17 protein-coding genes and 1 pseudogene are annotated in these 18,843 nt (G+C 62.2%); 16 read left to right on the top strand and 2 right to left on the bottom strand.

Annotated features, from left to right (window positions below; translation table 11 throughout):
- Positions 1 to 102 precede the first annotated feature (102 nt).
- From PMI35_RS16200 to PMI35_RS16135, 14 genes and pseudogenes are all read left to right on the top strand, one after another.
- Positions 103 to 1,035: a 4-hydroxyproline epimerase gene (locus PMI35_RS16200; protein ID WP_008059751.1), complete on the top strand. Its 933-nt coding sequence runs from the start codon at positions 103 to 105 to the stop codon at positions 1,033 to 1,035.
- Positions 1,032 to 2,147 carry an NAD(P)/FAD-dependent oxidoreductase gene (locus PMI35_RS16195; RefSeq protein ID WP_008059754.1) on the top strand — a complete coding sequence of 372 codons (1,116 nt, stop codon included), beginning with the start codon at positions 1,032 to 1,034 and terminating at the stop codon, positions 2,145 to 2,147. Before PMI35_RS16200 ends, PMI35_RS16195 begins: the two co-directional genes overlap by 4 nt.
- On the top strand, positions 2,140 to 2,376 hold the full coding sequence (locus PMI35_RS16190) for a 2Fe-2S iron-sulfur cluster-binding protein (RefSeq protein ID WP_008059756.1): 237 nt from the start codon (positions 2,140 to 2,142) through the stop codon (positions 2,374 to 2,376). The genes PMI35_RS16195 and PMI35_RS16190 overlap by 8 nt, the downstream gene beginning before the upstream one ends.
- Positions 2,373 to 3,629: an NAD(P)/FAD-dependent oxidoreductase gene (locus PMI35_RS16185; protein WP_008059758.1), complete on the top strand. Its 1,257-nt coding sequence runs from the start codon at positions 2,373 to 2,375 to the stop codon at positions 3,627 to 3,629. The genes PMI35_RS16190 and PMI35_RS16185 overlap by 4 nt, the downstream gene beginning before the upstream one ends.
- Positions 3,630 to 3,702: 73 nt before the next feature.
- The gene (locus PMI35_RS16180) at positions 3,703 to 4,452 is read left to right on the top strand and encodes an AraC family transcriptional regulator (RefSeq protein ID WP_008059759.1); all 750 of its coding nucleotides are present in this window, start codon (positions 3,703 to 3,705) and stop codon (positions 4,450 to 4,452) included.
- A 230-nt stretch (positions 4,453 to 4,682) separates the two neighbouring features.
- Entirely contained in the window at positions 4,683 to 5,501 is an 819-nt protein-coding gene (locus PMI35_RS16175) for an ABC transporter substrate-binding protein (protein ID WP_008059760.1), read from the top strand.
- A 10-nt stretch (positions 5,502 to 5,511) separates the two neighbouring features.
- Positions 5,512 to 7,290, top strand: a pseudogene (gene lhpI, locus PMI35_RS16170) (cis-3-hydroxy-L-proline dehydratase).
- The gene (locus PMI35_RS16165) at positions 7,283 to 7,948 is read left to right on the top strand and encodes an amino acid ABC transporter permease (RefSeq protein WP_008059765.1); all 666 of its coding nucleotides are present in this window, start codon (positions 7,283 to 7,285) and stop codon (positions 7,946 to 7,948) included. Before lhpI ends, PMI35_RS16165 begins: the two are co-directional and overlap by 8 nt.
- 10 nt (positions 7,949 to 7,958) lie before the next feature.
- Entirely contained in the window at positions 7,959 to 8,609 is a 651-nt protein-coding gene (locus PMI35_RS16160; RefSeq protein WP_008059766.1) for an amino acid ABC transporter permease, read from the top strand.
- Positions 8,602 to 9,324 carry an amino acid ABC transporter ATP-binding protein gene (locus PMI35_RS16155; protein ID WP_008059768.1) on the top strand — a complete coding sequence of 241 codons (723 nt, stop codon included), beginning with the start codon at positions 8,602 to 8,604 and terminating at the stop codon, positions 9,322 to 9,324. Before PMI35_RS16160 ends, PMI35_RS16155 begins: the two co-directional genes overlap by 8 nt.
- A gap of 119 nt (positions 9,325 to 9,443) precedes the next feature.
- On the top strand, positions 9,444 to 10,472 hold the full coding sequence (locus PMI35_RS16150) for a trans-3-hydroxy-L-proline dehydratase (RefSeq protein ID WP_008059770.1): 1,029 nt from the start codon (positions 9,444 to 9,446) through the stop codon (positions 10,470 to 10,472).
- Positions 10,473 to 10,597: 125 nt separating this feature from the next.
- Positions 10,598 to 11,515 carry a dihydrodipicolinate synthase family protein gene (locus PMI35_RS16145; protein ID WP_008059772.1) on the top strand — a complete coding sequence of 306 codons (918 nt, stop codon included), beginning with the start codon at positions 10,598 to 10,600 and terminating at the stop codon, positions 11,513 to 11,515.
- 71 nt (positions 11,516 to 11,586) lie between these two features.
- Complete coding sequence (gene abaF / locus PMI35_RS16140) at positions 11,587 to 12,981, top strand: fosfomycin efflux MFS transporter AbaF (protein ID WP_008059774.1); 1,395 nt, start codon at positions 11,587 to 11,589, stop codon at positions 12,979 to 12,981.
- Between the two features lie 148 nt (positions 12,982 to 13,129).
- Positions 13,130 to 14,710: an aldehyde dehydrogenase (NADP(+)) gene (locus PMI35_RS16135; protein ID WP_008059777.1), complete on the top strand. Its 1,581-nt coding sequence runs from the start codon at positions 13,130 to 13,132 to the stop codon at positions 14,708 to 14,710.
- 32 nt (positions 14,711 to 14,742) lie between these two features.
- On the opposite strand, the gene PMI35_RS16130 is transcribed toward PMI35_RS16135, so the two are convergent.
- Positions 14,743 to 15,750 carry an Ldh family oxidoreductase gene (locus PMI35_RS16130; protein WP_008059779.1) on the bottom strand — a complete coding sequence of 336 codons (1,008 nt, stop codon included), beginning with the start codon at positions 15,748 to 15,750 and terminating at the stop codon, positions 14,743 to 14,745.
- A 305-nt stretch (positions 15,751 to 16,055) separates the two neighbouring features.
- Here PMI35_RS16130 and PMI35_RS16125 point away from each other — a divergent pair, with 305 nt between their 5' ends.
- Both PMI35_RS16125 and PMI35_RS16120 read left to right on the top strand, forming a co-directional pair.
- Entirely contained in the window at positions 16,056 to 17,267 is a 1,212-nt protein-coding gene (locus tag PMI35_RS16125) for a patatin-like phospholipase family protein (RefSeq protein ID WP_008059781.1), read from the top strand.
- 39 nt (positions 17,268 to 17,306) lie between these two features.
- A complete protein-coding gene (locus tag PMI35_RS16120) occupies positions 17,307 to 17,792 on the top strand; it encodes an adenosine-specific kinase (protein WP_008059784.1) in 486 nt (161 codons plus the stop codon).
- A gap of 22 nt (positions 17,793 to 17,814) precedes the next feature.
- On the opposite strand, the gene PMI35_RS16115 is transcribed toward PMI35_RS16120, so the two are convergent.
- Complete coding sequence (locus PMI35_RS16115) at positions 17,815 to 18,717, bottom strand: universal stress protein (RefSeq protein ID WP_008059786.1); 903 nt, start codon at positions 18,715 to 18,717, stop codon at positions 17,815 to 17,817.
- Between the last annotated feature and the right edge of the window lie 126 nt (positions 18,718 to 18,843).

Raw genomic sequence — 18,843 nt, forward strand, 5'->3', positions numbered from 1 at the left:
CTGTGCCGATTTCGTCATCGGCGCAAGATAAAACCATCAAGCCGGCATCCCCTCGCACGGGCCACTCTTGCGTTCACTCATCTGAACGGACGTGGCCCTGTCATGAAACGCATCACCGTGATCGACTCCCACACTGGCGGCGAACCCACTCGCCTGGTGACCGCCGGCTTTCCCGACCTGGGCACCGGCAGCATGGCCGAACGGCTTCGGCGGCTGGCTGCAGACCATGATCAATGGCGCGCCGCCTGCGTACTCGAACCACGGGGCAGCGACGTGCTGGTCGGCGCATTGCTGTGCGAACCGGTCGACCCCGCCGCCTGTGCCGGGGTGATTTTCTTCAATAACACCGGCTACCTGGGCATGTGCGGCCACGGCACCATTGGCCTGGTGGCCTCGCTGGCGCACCTGGGCAAGATCGGCCCGGGCGTGCACAGCATCGAAACGCCGGTCGGTACGGTGCAGGCCACCTTGCACGACGACCACTCGGTCAGCGTGCGCAACGTACCGGCCTACCGTTATCGCAAAGCCGTGGCATTGCAGGTGCCGGGGATCGGCCAGGTGGTCGGTGATATCGCCTGGGGTGGCAACTGGTTTTTCCTGATCGCCGAACATGGCCTGCGCATCGCCAATGACAACCTCGAGGCGTTGACCGCCTACACCTACGCCGTGCAGCAAGCACTGGAGGTTCAGGGGATACGCGGCGAAGACGGCGGGTTGATCGACCACGTCGAACTGTTCGCCGATGACGCCCGCGCCGACAGCCGCAACTTTGTACTCTGCCCCGGCAAAGCCTATGACCGTTCGCCCTGCGGCACCGGCACCAGTGCCAAGCTGGCGTGCCTGGCGGCCGACGACAAATTGCAACCGGGACAGATCTGGCGCCAGGCCAGCGTGATCGGCAGCGAGTTCGAAGGCTCCTACGAACGACAGGGCGAGCGCATCGTACCGACCATTCGCGGTCGCGCCTTCATCAGTGCCGAGGCCAGCCTGATCATTGAACAGGACGACCCGTTTGCCTGGGGCATTCGCCCATGAACCAGGGCCTGGTGGCCGATGTGATCGTGATCGGTGCCGGTATCATCGGCGCCGCCTGCGCCCAGGCGCTGGCCCGGCGCGGCCTGCGCGTGCTGGTGCTGGACGCGGGCCTGCACAACGCGACAGCCGCCGGCATGGGCCACTTGCTGGTGCTGGATGACAATGTGGCCGAACTGGCCCTCAGCCAATACTCGCTGCAACGCTGGCGCGAACAGGCACCGCAACTGCCCGACAACTGCGCCTACCGCTGCAACGGCACATTGTGGCTGGCGGCCAATGCCGAAGAAATGGAAGTGGCCCGCAGCAAATACCTGAACCTGCAGGCCCAGGGCATTGCCTGCGAGTTGATCGCCCGCAACGCCCTGCGTACCCGAGAGCCCGAGCTACACGACGGCCTCGAAGGCGGTTTATTGATCAACGGCGACGGCATTCTCTACGCCCCGGCGACCGCCAACTGGATGCTCGACACCACAGGCATCGAACAACGGCGGGCACGGGTCAGCGAGGTCGATGGCAACCGCGTGCGACTCGAGGATGGCCAGTGGTTGAATGCCGAAGCCGTCATATTGGCCAACGGCATCCAGGCCAATGACCTGTGCCCCGAGTTGCCGATCGAACCGAAAAAGGGCCACTTGCTGATCACAGACCGCTACCCCGGCAAGGTCACCCACACGCTGGTGGAACTGGGCTATGTCACCAGTGCCCACAACGCCACGGGACCTTCGACCGCCTGCAACATACAGCCTCGCCCCACCGGGCAACTGTTCATCGGCGCCTCGCGACAATTCGGCACCACCGACACGGAGGTCGAAAGCTGGATGCTGGCGAAAATGCTCAAGCGCGCCAGCGAATACATGCCGGGCCTGGCCCAGCTCAATGGCATCCGCGCCTGGACCGGTTTTCGCGCCGCCAGCCCCGATGGCCTGCCGCTGGTTGGCCAGCATCCCAAACGCAAAGGCTTGTGGCTGGCGGTCGGGCACGAGGGACTCGGAGTCACCACGGCCCCCGGCACTGCCGATTTGCTGGTCGCGCAATTGTTCAACGAGACGCCGCCCCTGGCGGCACAACCCTATCTGCCGCAACGCTTTCTGGGAGAGCCCCTATATGCCTGACTTGATCATGGACGGCCGCACCCTGAAGGTGGCCGAGGGCACGACGGTGGCCGCGGCCCTGGCACTGGCCGGCGACGGTTGCAGTCGCACTTCGGTCAGCGGAGAGCGCCGCGCACCACTGTGCGGCATGGGCATCTGCCAGGAATGCCGGGTGACCATCGACGGTCGCCGCCGACTGGCCTGCCAGACGCTGTGCCAGCAGGGCATGCAAGTGCAGACCCGAGCATGAACGAATACGCCGACCTGCTGATCATTGGCGCCGGCCCCGCCGGCATGAGTGCCGCCCTCGCCGCGGCACCCAGTGGCGCACGCATTGTGATGCTCGACGACAACCCGTCGCCGGGAGGCCAGATCTGGCGCGACGGGCCAAAGGCCTGCCTGCCGAATCAGGCCCGGCAGATGCGCGAGCGCCTGCACGCCCACAGCAATATCCGCCACCATGCCGGCACCCGGGTGATCGCCCTCGCCGGTGCCAGACAATTGCTGGTGGAAGACGCCGACCACGGCTGGTTGATCGGCTATGACCAACTGATTCTATGCACCGGCGCCCGTGAATTACTGCTGCCCTTCCCCGGCTGGACACTGCCAGGGGTGACCGGCGCGGGCGGACTCCAGGCGTTGATCAAGGGCGGCCTGCCGGTGCAGGACGAGCGTGTGGTGATCGCCGGCAGCGGGCCGTTGTTGCTGGTCAGCGCGGCCACCGCGAAACATAACGGTGCCCAGGTGCTGCGCATCGCCGAGCAGGCCTCTGCGGGCGCGGTCGCCGGGTTCGCCCTGCAACTGCCGCGCTGGCCGGGCAAGCTGGTGCAATCCTTCAGTCTGTTCGACCGCCAATACCGCACCGGCACCCACGTCGTGGCGGCCTTGGGCAACGAACGGCTGGAAGCTGTGCGATTGCGGCATCAGGGCAAAATCGTCGAATTGGCGTGTGATCGCCTGGCCTGCGGCTTCGGCCTGATTCCCAACACCCAACTCGGCCAGGCCTTGGGCTGCGCGCTCGATGGCTCGGCGCTTGCAGTGGATGCCTGGCAAACCACGAGCCGCGTCGACCACTACGCCGCCGGCGAATGCAGCGGTTTCGGCGGCAGTGAACTGGCGCTGGTCGAAGGGGCAATCGCCGGTCATGTGGCCGTGGGCAACACCGCGGTGGCACGGGATTTGTGGCCACGCCGGGCGCGCTGGCAGGGTTTCGCCAAGGCGTTGAACAGCGCCTTCAGCCTCGACCCACAGCTCAAGTCGCTGGCGCAGCCCGACACGCTGGTCTGTCGTTGCGAAGACGTGCCCTACGCGGCACTGGCCGGACACACTGGCTGGCGTGAGGCCAAACTGGCCAGTCGCTGCGGCATGGGCGCCTGCCAGGGCCGGGTGTGTGGCGCTGCCTTGCAGTATCTGTTCGACTGGCAACCCTCGGCACCCCGGCCGCCGTTCAACCCTGCACGCATCGAAACCCTGATGTGCCTGGATGACACCCCGCCGGCGTAAACGCTCGCGCCGGGGTTTCGGGGGCGCTGCCGAGTCTTTATAGTCCCGGTAGTCGCCACCAGGCCCCCTTGCCATGTTCCCCTCACTCAATCACTTCAAACCCTGCGACCTGCCGACGTTGCTAAACAGTTTGCAGGCCATCGCGACGCTGCTCGATACCCTGACGGACGTAGTGTTTTTCATCAAGGACAGCGAGGCCCGCTACGTTTTCGTCAACCAGACCCTGGTTAGACGCTGTAGCTTGAAGCACAGCGACCAACTGCTGGGGCTGACAGCGGACCGTGTGTTCCCGGAGCGCTTTGGCCCGATTTACACCGAGCAGGATCGGCGGGTGCTGGCCACCGGCCGCGAATTGGCCGATCAACTGGAACTGCACCTGTATTTCGGTAACCAGCCGGTCTGGTGCCTGACCCATAAACTCGCGCTGCGCGATGAACAAGGGCGGATCGTTGGCCTGGCCGGCATCTCCCGCGACCTGCAACTGCCCCAGTCCAACCACCCGGCATTCCAGAAACTGGCAGCGGTGGACGCACACATCCGTCGCCATTTTGCCCGACCTGTCAGCCTTGCCGAGCTGACGGCAATCGCGGGCTTTTCGGTTGCGCAACTCGAACGCCATTGCAAACGGGTTTTCCAGCTCACCCCACGGCAGATGATCCACAAGTGCCGGCTCGAAGAAGGTACGCGGTTGTTGCTGGATACCGAGCTGCCCATTACCGAAATCGCACTGCGCTGTGGCTACACCGACCACAGTGCATTCAGCCGCCAGTTCCGTGCCCTCACCAGCCTTTCGCCCAGCCAGTTCCGCGATCGTGGTCGTTAGAATGTTCCTTTAAGGGGCGCCTTGCACACCGGTTGCTCCCTTCTGTAACACCTGCCTGCCTCGCGCCATGGTGCCGTTGCCCTGCTCCCGACGTCTGAACCGCCCTGACTCAAGGGCTGGAAAATATTTGCCTGGAAAAAGGCAAATCGGCACAACCGTTGCTATTGTTAATATCGTATACGAAATCCTCAATCCGATATCTAACAGCACTTTCCGATAACGAGGCCTCTATGAAAAACCCCGCATTTGCCGTAGCCCTCAGCGCTGTTCTCAGTTCCACCTTCATCGCCACCGCGCACGCCGACAAGCTCGACGACATTATCGGTTCCGGCAAGCTGCGCTGTGCCGTCACCCTGGACTTCCCGCCCATGGGTTTTCGAGATGCCAGCAACGCGCCGGCCGGTTTCGACGTGGACTATTGCCACGACCTGGCGAAAATCCTCGGGGTCGAGGCCGAAGTGGTCGAAACACCGTTCCCGGACCGTATTCCGGCCCTGATCTCCGGGCGGGCCGACGTGATTGTCGCCTCGACCTCCGACACCCTCGAACGGGCCAAGACCGTCGGCCTCACCGTGCCGTACTTCGCCTTCCAGATGGTCGTGCTGACCCGCGACAACACCGGCATCAACAGCTTCGACGACATCAAGGGCAAGGCACTGGGCAATACCAGCGGCACCTTTGAAGCCATTGCCCTGGAGAACGATGTGAAGAAATGGGGCAGCGGCAGCTTCCGTGCCTACCAGTCGCAGAACGACACCCTGCTGGCAGTGGCCCAGGGGCACATCGACGCCACGGTGGTCACCAATACCGTGGCCGCCGCGACGATCAAGTCGGGCAAATACAAAAACCTGAAGATCGCCGGCAACGCGCCCTACACCATCGACTATGTCTCCCTGGGTGCCAAACGCAACGAGTACGGCCTGCTCAATTACCTCAACCTGTTCGTCAACCAGCAGGTACGCAACGGTCGTTACAAAGAGTTGTACGCCAAATGGGTCGGCACCGAGATTGCGCCGACCGACCTGACCGTGCCCAAGGTCTACTACTGAGATGCCCGGCATGCCTGGGCCTACTTCTCTGACCGGTCGCAGCCTGGTCCCGGGCTCTGCCCAGGGCGCTCTGCTGTTTGCCGATGTCGGGCTGAGCTTATGGGGCGGAGTCGACCCCTTGCGGGGTGAAATCATCGACCGTCACCACCCGCTCAGCGGCGAATACCTGACCGGTCGTGTGCTCGCCATTCCCAGTGGCCGCGGTTCGTGTACCGGCAGCAGTGTGCTGATGGAACTGATCAGCAACGGTCATGCGCCGGCCGCACTGGTACTGGCCGAGGCCGATGAGATCCTGACCTTGGGCGTGCTGGTGGCACAGATGATTTTCGAGCGTTCCCTGCCGGTGCTGTGCATCGGCCGGGAGGCCTTTGCCGCCTTGCGCGGCAAGGCGTTTGCCCGAATCGACGGTGCCGGGCTGGCCGTGTTCGATCACATACCCGTCGACAACTGGCAGCCCTGCGAAACGCCAATCCCGGCCCATGCAACCAGCGCGTCAATGGTACTGAGCGAACTTGACCATGCGCTGCTCGACGGCGCTCATGGCAAAGCGGCGCAGATGGCCATGCAAGTTGTCCTGCGCATGGCCGAACTGCAAGGCGCGCTGTGCCTGATGGATATCACCCAGGCACACATCGACGGTTGCATTTACACGGGACCGGCGAGCCTGCGTTTTGCCCGACAACTGGTGCAGTGGGGCGCGAAGGTTCGGGTGCCCACTACCCTCAATTCAATATCCGTAGACCAACGCCGCTGGCGCGAGTTGGGCATCGACCCACTGCTCGGCGAGCCGGCCAGTGCCTTGGGTGACGTCTACATGGCGATGGGCGCACAGCTCAGTTTCACCTGTGCGCCCTACTTGCTCGACAGCGCACCGAAAGCCGGCGAGCAGATCGTCTGGGCCGAATCCAACGCGGTGGTCTACGCCAACAGCGTGCTCGGCGCGCGCACCTTGAAATACCCGGACTACCTGGATATCTGCATCGCCCTGACCGGCCGCGCGCCCCTGATCGGCTGCCATCTGGACGCGCCACGCAAGGCCCGCCTGCGCGTTGAACTGCCAGAATTGGGTGAACTCGACGATGCGTTCTACCCCTTGCTCGGATACCACATCGGCGCCCTCGCAGGCAGTAGGATCCCGCTGGTATTCGGACTGGAACAACACCAACCAGACCTGAACGATCTGAAAGCCTTCGGCGCGGCGTTCGCCACCACGTCCGCCGCGCCGCTGTTCCACATTGCCGGGGTCACGCTCGAAGCACACGACCCGGCACAGGTGCTGGAACCGGATACCCCGCTGCCCGTGGCAACCATCCGCCTGGAGGACCTGCTCGTCAGCTGGCGTGAGCTCAACAGCGCCAGGGACAACCGCGTGGATGTGGTCTCGCTGGGTAACCCGCACTTCTCGCTCAGCGAGTTCGCCCGCTTGGCACAGCTGTGTCGCGGCCGGGTCAAACACCCCGGGGTGGTGCTCGCCATCACCTGCGGTCGTGCGGTGCTGGAGCAAGCCCGTGACGCCGGGCATATCGCTGTGATTGAGACCTTCGGCGCCATCCTGGTGACCGATACCTGCTGGTGCATGCTCGGCGAACCGGTGATCCCACCGGCCGCCTCCACGTTGATGACCAATTCGGGCTAGTACGCCCATTACGCACCCGGTCTGGTGCGACGCAAAGTGCACTTCGCCAGCCTCGCAGAATGCGTCGATGCCGCCTGCACCGCCACCGCCAGCGGGCGTCTGCCGCGCTGGTTGCAACCCGCCTTGCCGAGGGAGAACCACTCGCATGTTTGATTACACCTTCCAATGGCGCGCGGCTCTGCGCGCCCTGCCGGACATGCTCAGCGGCGCCTGGATCACGTTCGAGACGGCTGCGCTGTCGATGATTTTCGGTGTGCTGATTGCCCTGGCCCTGACGGTCATGCGCGAAGCCAGGAACCCGCTGCTGCGCGGTATCGGCAACGGCTGGGTATCGATTGCCCGCAACACCCCGTCGCTGTTCCAGGTGTACATCCTGTACTTCGGCCTCGGCTCACTGGGCCTGCATGTCAGCTCCTGGCTCGCGCTGCTGGCCGGCATCACCTTCAATAACGCCGGTTACCTGGCGGAAAACTTCCGTGGCGGGCTCAAGGCGGTGCCCCACACCCAGGTGCGTGCCGCGCGCTCCCTGGGCATGAGTGCCTTCCAGACCTACCGCATGATCATCGTCCCGCAACTGCTGCGGATCGTCTTCTATCCGCTCACCAATCAAATGGTGTGGGCGGTGCTGATGACCTCGCTGGGGGTCATCGTAGGCCTTAACAACGACCTGACCGGAGTGACTCAGGAATACAACGTCAAAACCTTCCGCACCTTCGAATACTTCGCCATCGCAGCCGTGCTGTATTACCTGATTGCCAAGGCGATCGTCGCGGCAGCCCGGCTGATGGCCTGGCGGTTGTTCCGTTACTGAGGAGCTGTCCATGTTTTCCACCGAGTTTTCCTCCAATGACCTGTTGTTCCTGCTCGACGGCGCCTGGGTCACGCTGCAATTGACGTTCTGGGCGATCATCCTCGGCTCCGTTGCCGGGCTGTTGTTCGGATTGCTGCGGGCCCTGTTCCCCCGGGTCAGCCTGCCGCTGGCCTGGGTGTTGGATGTGTTTCGCAGCGTGCCGTTGCTGATCCAGTTCGTCCTGTTCAACTCACTCAAAAGCATCGTCGGCCTGAACATCAGCGCCTTCAGCGTCGGTTGCATTGTGCTGGGGGTCTACACCGCTGCGTACTTCACCGAAATCGTGCGCGGCGGCGTGCTGTCGGTACCGTTCACGGTGCGCCGCGCCAGTCGCTCGCTGGGCCTGAGCTTCCTGCAGGACCTGCGCTGGATCGTCCTGCCGATGGCCACACGCGTGGCCTTTCCCGGCTGGCTGAACCTGGTGCTGGGCGTGATGAAAGACACCGCGCTGGTGATGTGGATCGGCATCGTCGAACTGTTGCGCGCTTCGCAAACCATTGTGACCCGCATCCAGGAACCGCTGGTGGTGTTGTGCATCGCGGGCCTTATCTACTACGTCATGAGCCTGGTGGTCGCACGCCTCGGCGCTCGTCTGGAAAGAAGGTGGCAAGAAAATGATTGAGATCGACAACGTACATAAATCCTTCGGCAATCTCGAAGTGGTCAAGGGCGTGAACCTCACGGTGAGCAAGGGCGAGGTGGTGTCCATCATCGGCGGCTCCGGCTCTGGCAAGTCGACCTTGTTGATGTGCATCAACGGCCTGGAGCCGATCCAGAAAGGCAACATCCGGGTCGACGGCGTCGAGGTCCATCACAACGCCACCGACCTCAATCGCCTGCGGCAGAAGATCGGCATCGTGTTCCAACAATGGAACGCCTTTCCGCATTTGACGGTGCTGGAAAACGTCATGCTGGCGCCGCGCAAAGTGCTGGGTAAAAGCAAAGCCTGCGCCGAGGAACTGGCGGTACGGCAACTGACCCATGTGGGCCTGGGCGACAAACTCAAGACCTTCCCCGGCAAACTGTCCGGCGGTCAGCAGCAGCGCATGGCCATCGCCCGCGCCCTGGCCATGTCGCCGGACTACATGCTGTTCGACGAGGCCACCTCGGCGCTCGATCCGCAGTTGGTGGGCGAGGTGCTGGATACGATGCGCATGCTCGCCGAGGACGGCATGACCATGGTCCTGGTGACCCATGAAATACGCTTTGCCCGCGACGTCTCTGATCGCGTGGCGTTCTTTCGCAACGGCCTGGTGCATGAGATCGGCTCGCCGGATCAGGTGATCGGCAACCCGGTGCATGCCGAGACCGCGGCGTTCCTGAAATCGGTGAAATAGCTGATGGACCTATCGCGAGCAGGCTCACTCCTACACTGGGTCTGTGCCGCACAAAAAACCTCCTGTAGGAGCGAGCCTGCTCGCGATGAGGCCCTCACAAACAACACAAGGAGCAGAGAATGCGTTCATCGAAAGTGATTCATGTGGTCAGTTGCCACGCCGAAGGCGAAGTCGGCGACGTCATTGTCGGCGGCGTCGCACCACCGCCCGGTGCCACGGTGTGGGAACAATCGCGCTGGATCGCCAAAGACGAAACCCTGCGCAACTTCGTACTCAACGAGCCGCGTGGCGGCGTGTTCCGGCACGTCAACCTGCTGGTGCCCGCCAAGGACCCGCGGGCGCAAATGGCCTGGATCATCATGGAGCCGGCGGACACGCCGCCGATGTCCGGCTCCAATTCATTGTGCGTGGCCACCGTGTTGCTCGACACCGGCATTTTGCCAATGACCGAACCGCAAACCCGGCTGGTGCTCGAAGCCCCCGGCGGCCTGATCGAAGCCGTAGCCGACTGCCGTGACGGCAAGGTCGAACGGGTGGAAATCAAAAACGTGCCGTCCTTCGCCGATCGCCTTGACGCGTGCATTGAAGTGGAAGGTGTCGGCACACTCAAGGTCGATACCGCCTATGGCGGCGACAGTTTTGTGATTGCCGATGCCCAGGGCCTGGGCTTTTCAGTGAGCCCCGATGAAGCCGCCGACCTGGTGGCGGTCGGGCTGAAGATCACTCGGGCAGCCAACGAGCAACTGGGCTTTGTGCATCCGCTGAACCCCGAGTGGTCGCACATTTCCTTTTGCCAGATCGCCGCGCCCATCGTTTATGAGCAGGGCATTGCCACGGGCGCCAATGCGGTGGTGATTCAACCGGGCAAGATCGACCGCTCACCTACCGGCACTGGCTGCTCCGCACGGATGGCGGTGTTGCATGCCAAAGGTTTGCTGGGCGTCGGAGAACGGTTTATCGGTCGCTCGATCATCGGCTCGCAGTTCCACTGCCGTATTGACTCATTGACCGAAGTGGCCGGGCTTCCCGCCATCTACCCGTGCATTTCCGGGAGGGCCTGGATTACCGGCACCCATCAACTACTGCTCGATCCGAGCGATCCATGGCCACAGGGCTATCGACTTTCAGACACCTGGCCGGGTGCCTGAAAGCTGAGCCCCTGCCCCCCGACCAACGGCCAGGAAAACCCCCGCAAACCTGAAAAAACCACTGGCTGATTTCTTTCACTTTTAATATCGTATACGATATACAATAAACAACCCCGGAGGCAACAATGAGCAAGCGCATTAACTGGAGCGGCGTGTTCCCAGCAGTCACCACGCAGTTCAACGATGACTTCTCCATCAACCTGGAAAAAACCCATCAGGTGATTTCCAACGTGATCCGCGACGGCGTTTCAGGCTTGGTGGTTTGCGGCTCGGTGGGTGAAAACACCTCGCTGAGCGCCGCCGAAAAAATCGCCGTGACCGAAGTCGCGGTCGCGGCCTCAGGCGGCCGTGTGCCGGTGATTTGCGGCGTCGCCGAGTTCACCAGTGTGGAAGCGGCCAAGGTCGCCAACGCGGTACGCCGGGTCGGCGTCGATGGCGTGATGCTGATGCCGGCGCTGGTCTACGGTTCCAAGCCGTTCGAAACCGCCGAGCATTACCGTTACGTGGCGAAAAACGCCGACGTGCCACTGATGGTCTACAACAACCCGCCGATCTACAAAAACGACGTGACCCCGGACATCCTGATTGCCCTGGCCGACTGCGACAACGTGGTGTGCTTCAAGGATTCCTCTGGCGACACCCGTCGCTTCATCGACATTCGCAATGAAGTGGGTGACCGTTTCGTGTTGTTCGCCGGCCTCGACGACGTGGTCCTGGAAAGCCTCGCGGTAGGCGCGGAAGGCTGGGTGTCGGGCATGTCCAACGTGTTCCCCAAAGAAGGCGAAACCATCTTCCGCCTGGCCAAGGCCGGACGCTATGCCGAAGCCATGCCGATCTACGAATGGCTGATGCCGATCCTGCACCTCGACGCCCGTGCCGACCTGGTGCAGTGCATCAAGCTGTGCGAAGCCATCGCCGGTCGCGGCAGCGCCCTGACCCGTCCGCCACGCCTGGCCCTGCCGGAAGCCGATCGCGTCTTCGTCGAGCAGATCATGGCCAAGGCCCTGGCCAACCGTCCGCATTTGCCGGACGTCGGTCTCTGAGTGATTGCCGGGTGGGTCTTCGCGGGCCCGACCCGGCTGCCTGTTTTTGCGCCCCTACAGGAAACGCCAGCATGCCCAACGCTCAACACACTCAAAGCGCAACCACACCCTCGGGACTCAAGCGTGTCGTGGCCGCCGCCATGGCCGGCACCGTTGCCGAATGGTATGAATTCTTCCTCTATGGCACCGCTTCGGCACTGGTCTTCGGCCAGTTGTTCTTCCGCCAGACCGACAGCCCCATCGATGGCATCATCGCTGCCTTCGCCCTGTACGCCGTGGGCTTTCTCGCCCGTCCGCTGGGCGGGCTGGTGTTCGGTCACTACGGCGACAAGTACGGCCGCAAGCGCCTGCTGCAATTAAGCCTGGTGGTGGTCGGCATCACCACCTTCCTGATGGGCTGCCTGCCCGGTTTCAACCAGATCGGCTATGCCGCGCCGGTATTGCTGGTGCTGCTGCGGTTGATCCAGGGCTTCGCCTTTGGCGGCGAATGGGGCGGTGCGATTTTGCTGGTGTCCGAGCACTGCCCGGACAATCGGCGAGGCTTCTGGGCCAGTTGGCCGCAAGCCGGTGTACCGGCCGGCAACCTGGTGGCGACGGTTGCCCTGCTGCTGTTGTCGTCGAACCTGTCGGAGGAGCAATTCCTCGCCTGGGGCTGGCGCGTCGCATTCTGGTTCTCGGCCGTCGTGGTGTTGATCGGCTACTGGATTCGCACCAGCGTCGATGACGCGCCGATTTTCAAGGAGGCCCAGGCCCGCCAGGCGCAGACCCGGCACCAGCAACTGGGGGTGGTCGAAGTGCTGCGCCACCACTGGCGCTCGGTGCTGGTCGGTATCGGCGCGCGGTTTGCCGAGAACATCCTCTACTACACCGTCGTGACCTTCTCGATCACTTATCTGAAACTGGTGGTGCACAAGGACACGTCAGAGATTTTGCTGCTGATGTTCGGCGCTCACCTGCTGCACTTCTTCCTGATTCCGTTGATGGGTTACCTGTCGGATCTGGTCGGGCGCAAACCGGTATACCTGGTCGGTGCGGTACTCACCGCTTTCTGGGGATTCGTCGGTTTCCCGATGATGGACACCGGCAACAACTGGCTGATCATGGCGGCCATCACCCTGGGCCTGGCCATCGAGTCGATGACCTACGCCCCGTACTCGGCGTTGATGGCCGAGATGTTTCCGACCCATGTGCGCTACACCGCACTCTCGCTGTGCTACCAGGTGGCGCCGATCTTCGCCGGCTCCCTGGCCCCACTGATCGCCATCACCCTGCTCAACAAGTACCACAGCTCGACACCGATCGCGCTCTATCTGGTCGGTGCTTCGCTGATCTCCATCGTGGCCGTCGGGCTGACCCGGGAAACCCGTGGCAAATCGTTGCACACGGTAGATGCCGAGTCTGCTGCGCGGATTGCAGCGCTGGACCCGACTGCGGCGACCCCACGTCGCGCCGATTCACTGGCGTAAACCCTGTAGGAGCGAGCCCGCTCGCGATGGTCTCCAACGATAACGCGTGCATTCTGGATTCACGCGGTGCCCTTGAGTGCTTCGCGAGCAGGCTCGCTCCTACAGGGGAGTTGTATTACCCCCCCTTTTTTTTGACAGGAGCTTTTAGATGCCTGAGATCCTCGGTCACAACTACATCGGCGGCACACGCAGCGCCGCCGGCAGCATCGCGCTGCAAAGCCATGACGCAAGTACTGGCCAAGCGCTGCCCTTCTCGTTCATGCAGGCGAGCGTCGAAGAAGTCGACGCCGCCGCCCAGGCCGCCGCAGCCGCCTACCCGACCTTTCGCAACCTGCCGGCCAGCCGCCGTGCGGAATTTCTTGAGGCCATCGCCACGCAGTTGGAGGCGCTGGACGATGAATTCGTCGCTCTGGTGAACCGAGAGACGGCACTGCCGACCGCTCGCCTTCAGGGTGAGCGCGCTCGCACCAGCGGCCAGATGCGCCTGTTTGCGCAAGTCCTGCGCCGTGGTGATTTCTACGGTGCGCGCATCGACTGCGCCTTGCCCGAACGCCAACCACTGCCACGGGTTGATTTGCGCCAATACCGAATCGGCGTCGGTCCGGTCGCTGTATTCGGTGCGAGCAACTTCCCGTTGGCGTTTTCCACCGCCGGTGGCGATACCGCTGCCGCCCTGGCGGCCGGTTGCCCGGTGGTGTTCAAGGCCCACAGCGGACACATGGCGACGGCCGAGCTTGTGGCCGACGCGATCATCCGTGCTGCCGAGCAGACTGACATGCCCAAAGGTGTGTTCAACATGATCTACGGGGCTGGCGTGGGCGAAACCCTGGTCAAGCATCCGGCGATCCAGGCTGTCGGTTTCACCGGTTCACTCAAGGGAGGCCGTGCCCTGTGCGATATGGCCGCTGCACGAGCACAACCGATCCCGGTGTTCGCTGAAATGAGCAGCATCAACCCGGTCGTGGTGTTGCCCGAAGCCTTGCAAGTTCGTGGCGAGAAAATCGCCGGTGAGCTGGTGGCATCGGTGGTCCAGGGCTGCGGTCAGTTCTGTACCAATCCTGGCCTGGTCATCGGCATCTCGTCACCGCGATTCGACGCATTCACTGCGCTGCTCAGTGGTTTGATGAGCGAGCAACAGCCCCAGACCATGCTCAACGCCGCAACCCTCGTCAGCTATGAAAAAGGCGTGCAAGCGCTGCTCAGCCATCCTGGGGTGACCCACCTGGCCGGTCAGGAACAGCTGGGCAATCAGGCCCGACCACAACTGTTCAAGGCCGACGCCAGCCTGCTGCTCAATAGTGACGCGCTGCTACAGGAAGAAGTGTTCGGCCCGACAACCGTACTGGTGGAAGTCGCCGATGCAGGCGAACTGTTACGGGTATTGCAGAGCTTGCACGGCCAGCTCACCGCCACCTTGATTGCTGAAGCCATCGACCTGCAAATCTGCGCGGGCGTCCTGCCTCTGCTGGAACAGAAGGTGGGTCGTGTACTGTTCAACGGCTACCCCACCGGCGTCGAAGTTTGCGATGCGATGGTGCATGGCGGCCCCTACCCGGCCACTTCCGATGCCCGTGGCACCTCGGTCGGCACCCTGGCCCTGGAGCGTTTCCTGCGACCGGTGTGCTACCAGAACTGCCCCGATGCCTTGCTGCCCGACGCGCTGCAAAATGCCAACCCATTAGGCATCAATCGCCTGGTCAACGGCGCCCTCCAGCGCCAACCGCTGTAAACCACACGGGCGCCATGGGCGCCCGCTTCCTTTCAATCCAGCAGCGCCTTCAAGTCCTCGTACAACGCCTCGGGAATCTGCACCCCTTCCACCAGGCTGCGCGCTCGCGCCTCGTAGCGTCGCTGCGACGGCAAGCGCGCGCCCTGCCCTTCGATTCCCTGGAACAACACTTCGGCCCTGGCCAGGTGCTCGTGGGTTGCATCGCCCAAAAAGCGCCGGGGATCCAGGGCGATGATCAGTTCGCCATGATAAGGCGATGACTTGCTGCCCGCGTCGTAAGCCAGTGATTCAGCGCTGGTCAGGTCGCCAATCAGCGGCCCGGCAATCAACTCCACCATCGCCGCCAGTGCCGATCCCTTATGCCCGCCGAACGTCAGCATCGCGCCGCTGTCGAGCACCACACTGGCATCGCTGCTCGAATGGCCTTGCGCATCCACGCCCCAACCTTCGGGAATCGCCTTGCCGGCACGTCGATGCAGCTCGATATCGCCGCGTGCGATGGCGCTGGTGGCAAAATCGAATACAAAAGGCTCTCGCCCTGCACGCGGCCAGCCAAAGGCAATGGGATTAGTGCCGAATAGTGGCAAGTGCCCCCCGGCCGGCGCCACCCAGGCATGGCTCGGATTACACGCCAACGCGACCAGGCCGGCCTGGGTCAGTTGCTCGATCTCCACCCATAACGCCGAAAAATGCACACAGTGATTGATTGCCAGCGCGGCAATCCCGTTGGCACGGGTTTTCTGCGTCAACAACGCGAGCCCCGCCTGAAACGCCAACTGCGAAAAGCCACCCCCGGCATCCACCCGCACAATCGACGGCGCCTGGTCGACGACCCTCGGCTCGGCACTGGCCGACACCTTGCACGCGCGCAGGGAATTGACACACCCAAGAATCCGGTACAAACCGTGGGAGGCGCAGCCATCACGCTCACCCGCGATGACCGTCGCCGCCACCGCTTGCGCATGGGCCAGATTAAAACCGTTGTGCAATAGGATCGATTCGGCCAATTCACGGGCTTCGATCAGGGTCAGTCGGATCATATTCATCTCCCAGGACAGACCGGTCAGGGTGATCCGGTCGAAGCCACCTGGCTTGATGCATTTTTGCCCCTGGTGTGACGAAATCGGCATAGCTCAGGAATGGATATGCACACCTGAAAGGCAATCATCAGCAGAGATAACGCAAAATGGCGCGCACCCAATGAGTTTTTTTATCATCTAAACGAGCGCAGAATGAGCTACCCGGCGTTCGAGTGACGTGTAGCGGTCAATTGGCGAATGCTCATCTCGAGCGCCATGGGCAACGAGCTCGCTTGCTGTCGACTGTAGGGGCCGGAGGAGGCGTTTTGAAACCATTCCCGCTCAAACCCGGCACCTCGACCCTGGACGTATTTCTTCAAGCGTGCCTGCCCCGCCGTGACGCTGTTCCGCCCACCTTGACGGAAAAAGCGGTCATCCCGGGCATTCCCGATGCCCGCTACAGGCTGGACCACGACCTGACGCCGTTCATTCAGGATGCGGTTCAATCCAACAAACGTGAGAGCGAGCTTCTCGCCCAGGCCGGGAAGCCGAACGATATCCTGCCGCTGGCCAGTATGCTGGCCGTTTCCGGCGGTGGCGATGCAGGCGCTTTCGCAGCGGGACTGATTGCCGGATGGACCACCCATGGCACCCGGCCCATGTTCAAGGTCGTCACGGGCATCAGCGCGGGTGCCCTGGTCGCCCCGTTCGCTTACCTGGGGCCTGAGTACGACGGTGTGATCCGGCACGTCTGCAATGGCGTCGGCCCAAAAGACATTTTTCATTCGCGCAACGTGCTGACCCGTCTTGCCAGCGACGGCATAGCGGACAGCAAGCCACTATCGCGGCTCATCACAAAACACATCACGGCGCAAATTCTGGCGGCGATCGCGGCGGAATACGCCAAAGGCAGAATCCTGCTGATCGGCACCACGGACCTAGATGCCGGGCGACCCGTCACCTGGAACATGGGCGCCATTGCGGCAAGCCAGGCACCGGGCGCGCTCGAGCTGTTTCGTAACATCATGATCGCGTCGATGAGCATTCCCGGGGCCGTCTCACCCGTCATGATCGATGTGGAGGTTGACGGCCAACAGTTTCAGGAAATGCACGTGGACGGCGGGGTCATCACTCAAGTGTTTCTTTACCCACCTGGCACGCTGATAGGGCTCAACCGAGCTGCCGGAGTTCCTTTGCGCCACGAACGTCATTTCTATGTCATTCGCAACGGGACACTGGAGCCGCAGTGGTCCGGGACCAAGCGCCGCACATTGAGCATCGGCGGTCGAGCCATCAGTGCATTGATTCAAACCCAGGGGATCAGCGACCTGGAGCGAATCTACCGCATGGCGCAGCAGGATGGAGCGCAATTCAACCTGGCGTACATTGGCTCCGACTTCAATGTTGCACGCACCCGGAAATTCGATGGCGAGTACATGAAGCGGTTGTTCGATTACGCCTGGCAACTCAGCGCGAAGGGCTATCCGTGGCATAAATCACCGCCCTCGCAAACCCCCAGGCTACGAACCCATCGCTGAAAAACACTGCCCGCAACATCGTGAAAGGAGGCGTTTAAAATGCAACTCATCACGTTGAAAATCGAAAAGCCGGAAGATACCAACTTCATCCTGGGGCAGACGCACTTCATCAAGTCCGTCGAAGACATCCACGAAGCCTTGGTCAATGCCGTGCCGGGTATCCCGTTTGGCGTGGCCTTTTGCGAAGCTTCAGGCAAATGCCTGGTGCGATGGTCTGGCACCGATACCGCGATGATTGAACTGGCACAAAAAAATGCCAAAAACATCGCCGCAGGCCATAGCTTCATCATTTTCCTGGGCGACGGCTTCTATCCGCTGAACGTGCTGAACACCCTCAAGATGGTGCCAGAGGTGTGCCGAATTTTTTGTGCAACCGCCAACCCGACTGAAGTGATTGTCGCCGAGACCGAACAAGGGCGAGCCATCCTTGGCGTCGTGGATGGTTTCTGCGCCCGTGACATTGAAGGCGACGACGACATCCTGTGGCGCAAGAACCTGTTGCGGCAGATTGGCTACAAGCAATGAATGCCGCTGATAGCCAATCCACTCACTGATCCGCAGCTCCCGTCACGGCGAAAACGTTGCAGGGCACCTGATACAGCACATGCTCCGTGGTACTGCCCACCCATTTGCCCAGCCCCTTGCGGTGGGCATTGCCCATGACGATCACGTCGGCCCGTTGATGCGCTGCACAATCGGCCAGCGCCTTGCCAGGTGACGCTTCAACGAAGTGTTGTCGCTCAGTGGGCACGCCATAGTGGTCGGCCAAGGCGATAAAGGTCTTTTGCAGCGACTTGCGCACATCGCTGCTGAAACCTGGCATCGTCACGGCACCCGCGCCGGCGTCGGACATATGCGTACGCGATGGATCGTAGGCATGCAGCAGATGCAATTCCGCACTGCATTGCATCGCCAAACCGTTCGCCGCCTGGATGATGCGCTCGTTGATGCCGGTGATCTGCGTCTCAGGGTGTGACGGATCGACTGCCGCCACGACCACCCGCGGCAGTGGACACCTGACCTCGCTGACCAGATGCACAGGCACCGGACATTCGCGTAACAGGTGCCAATCCAGAGGTGTGATGAAAACGCGCTTGAGCGCTGACTCGTGTTGCACGTCCTTGATCAGCAGATCCGCCTGCATTTCTGCCACATGCAGCAGTATTTCTTGCAACGCGGTGCGCGTAACAAGCACTTCGGTACTCACCTTGATCCCGCGCTCGCGGATCAGGTCGGCCTCATCCTCCAACCATTTTTCGTTCTCTTGCTGGCAGGCTTCACGAAAACGCGCCCCAGCGCTCTTCAAGCCCAGGAGGTGGGAGTCTTCGATAAACACCGTGATGTGCAGCGCCGCGCGTGTAGCCTGGGCAATGGCGACTGCTCGCTCCAGCGCCGGGGTGTGACGCATGGCGGGACCGGCTACCAGAAAGAGTCGTTGATACTGGCTCATGCAACACCTCCAAAAGTTTCGGGGCGTTTCACAACACCGACGATTCACGATCGCCTCAACTATCAATATACGCCTGGATTCCATGACTGGAGTAGCGACCCCCCCTCGATGGTCGCTTCCCCTGCT

Source organism: Pseudomonas sp. GM78, assembly GCF_000282475.1.
In the GTDB taxonomy this organism is placed as follows: Bacteria; Pseudomonadota; Gammaproteobacteria; order Pseudomonadales; family Pseudomonadaceae; genus Aquipseudomonas.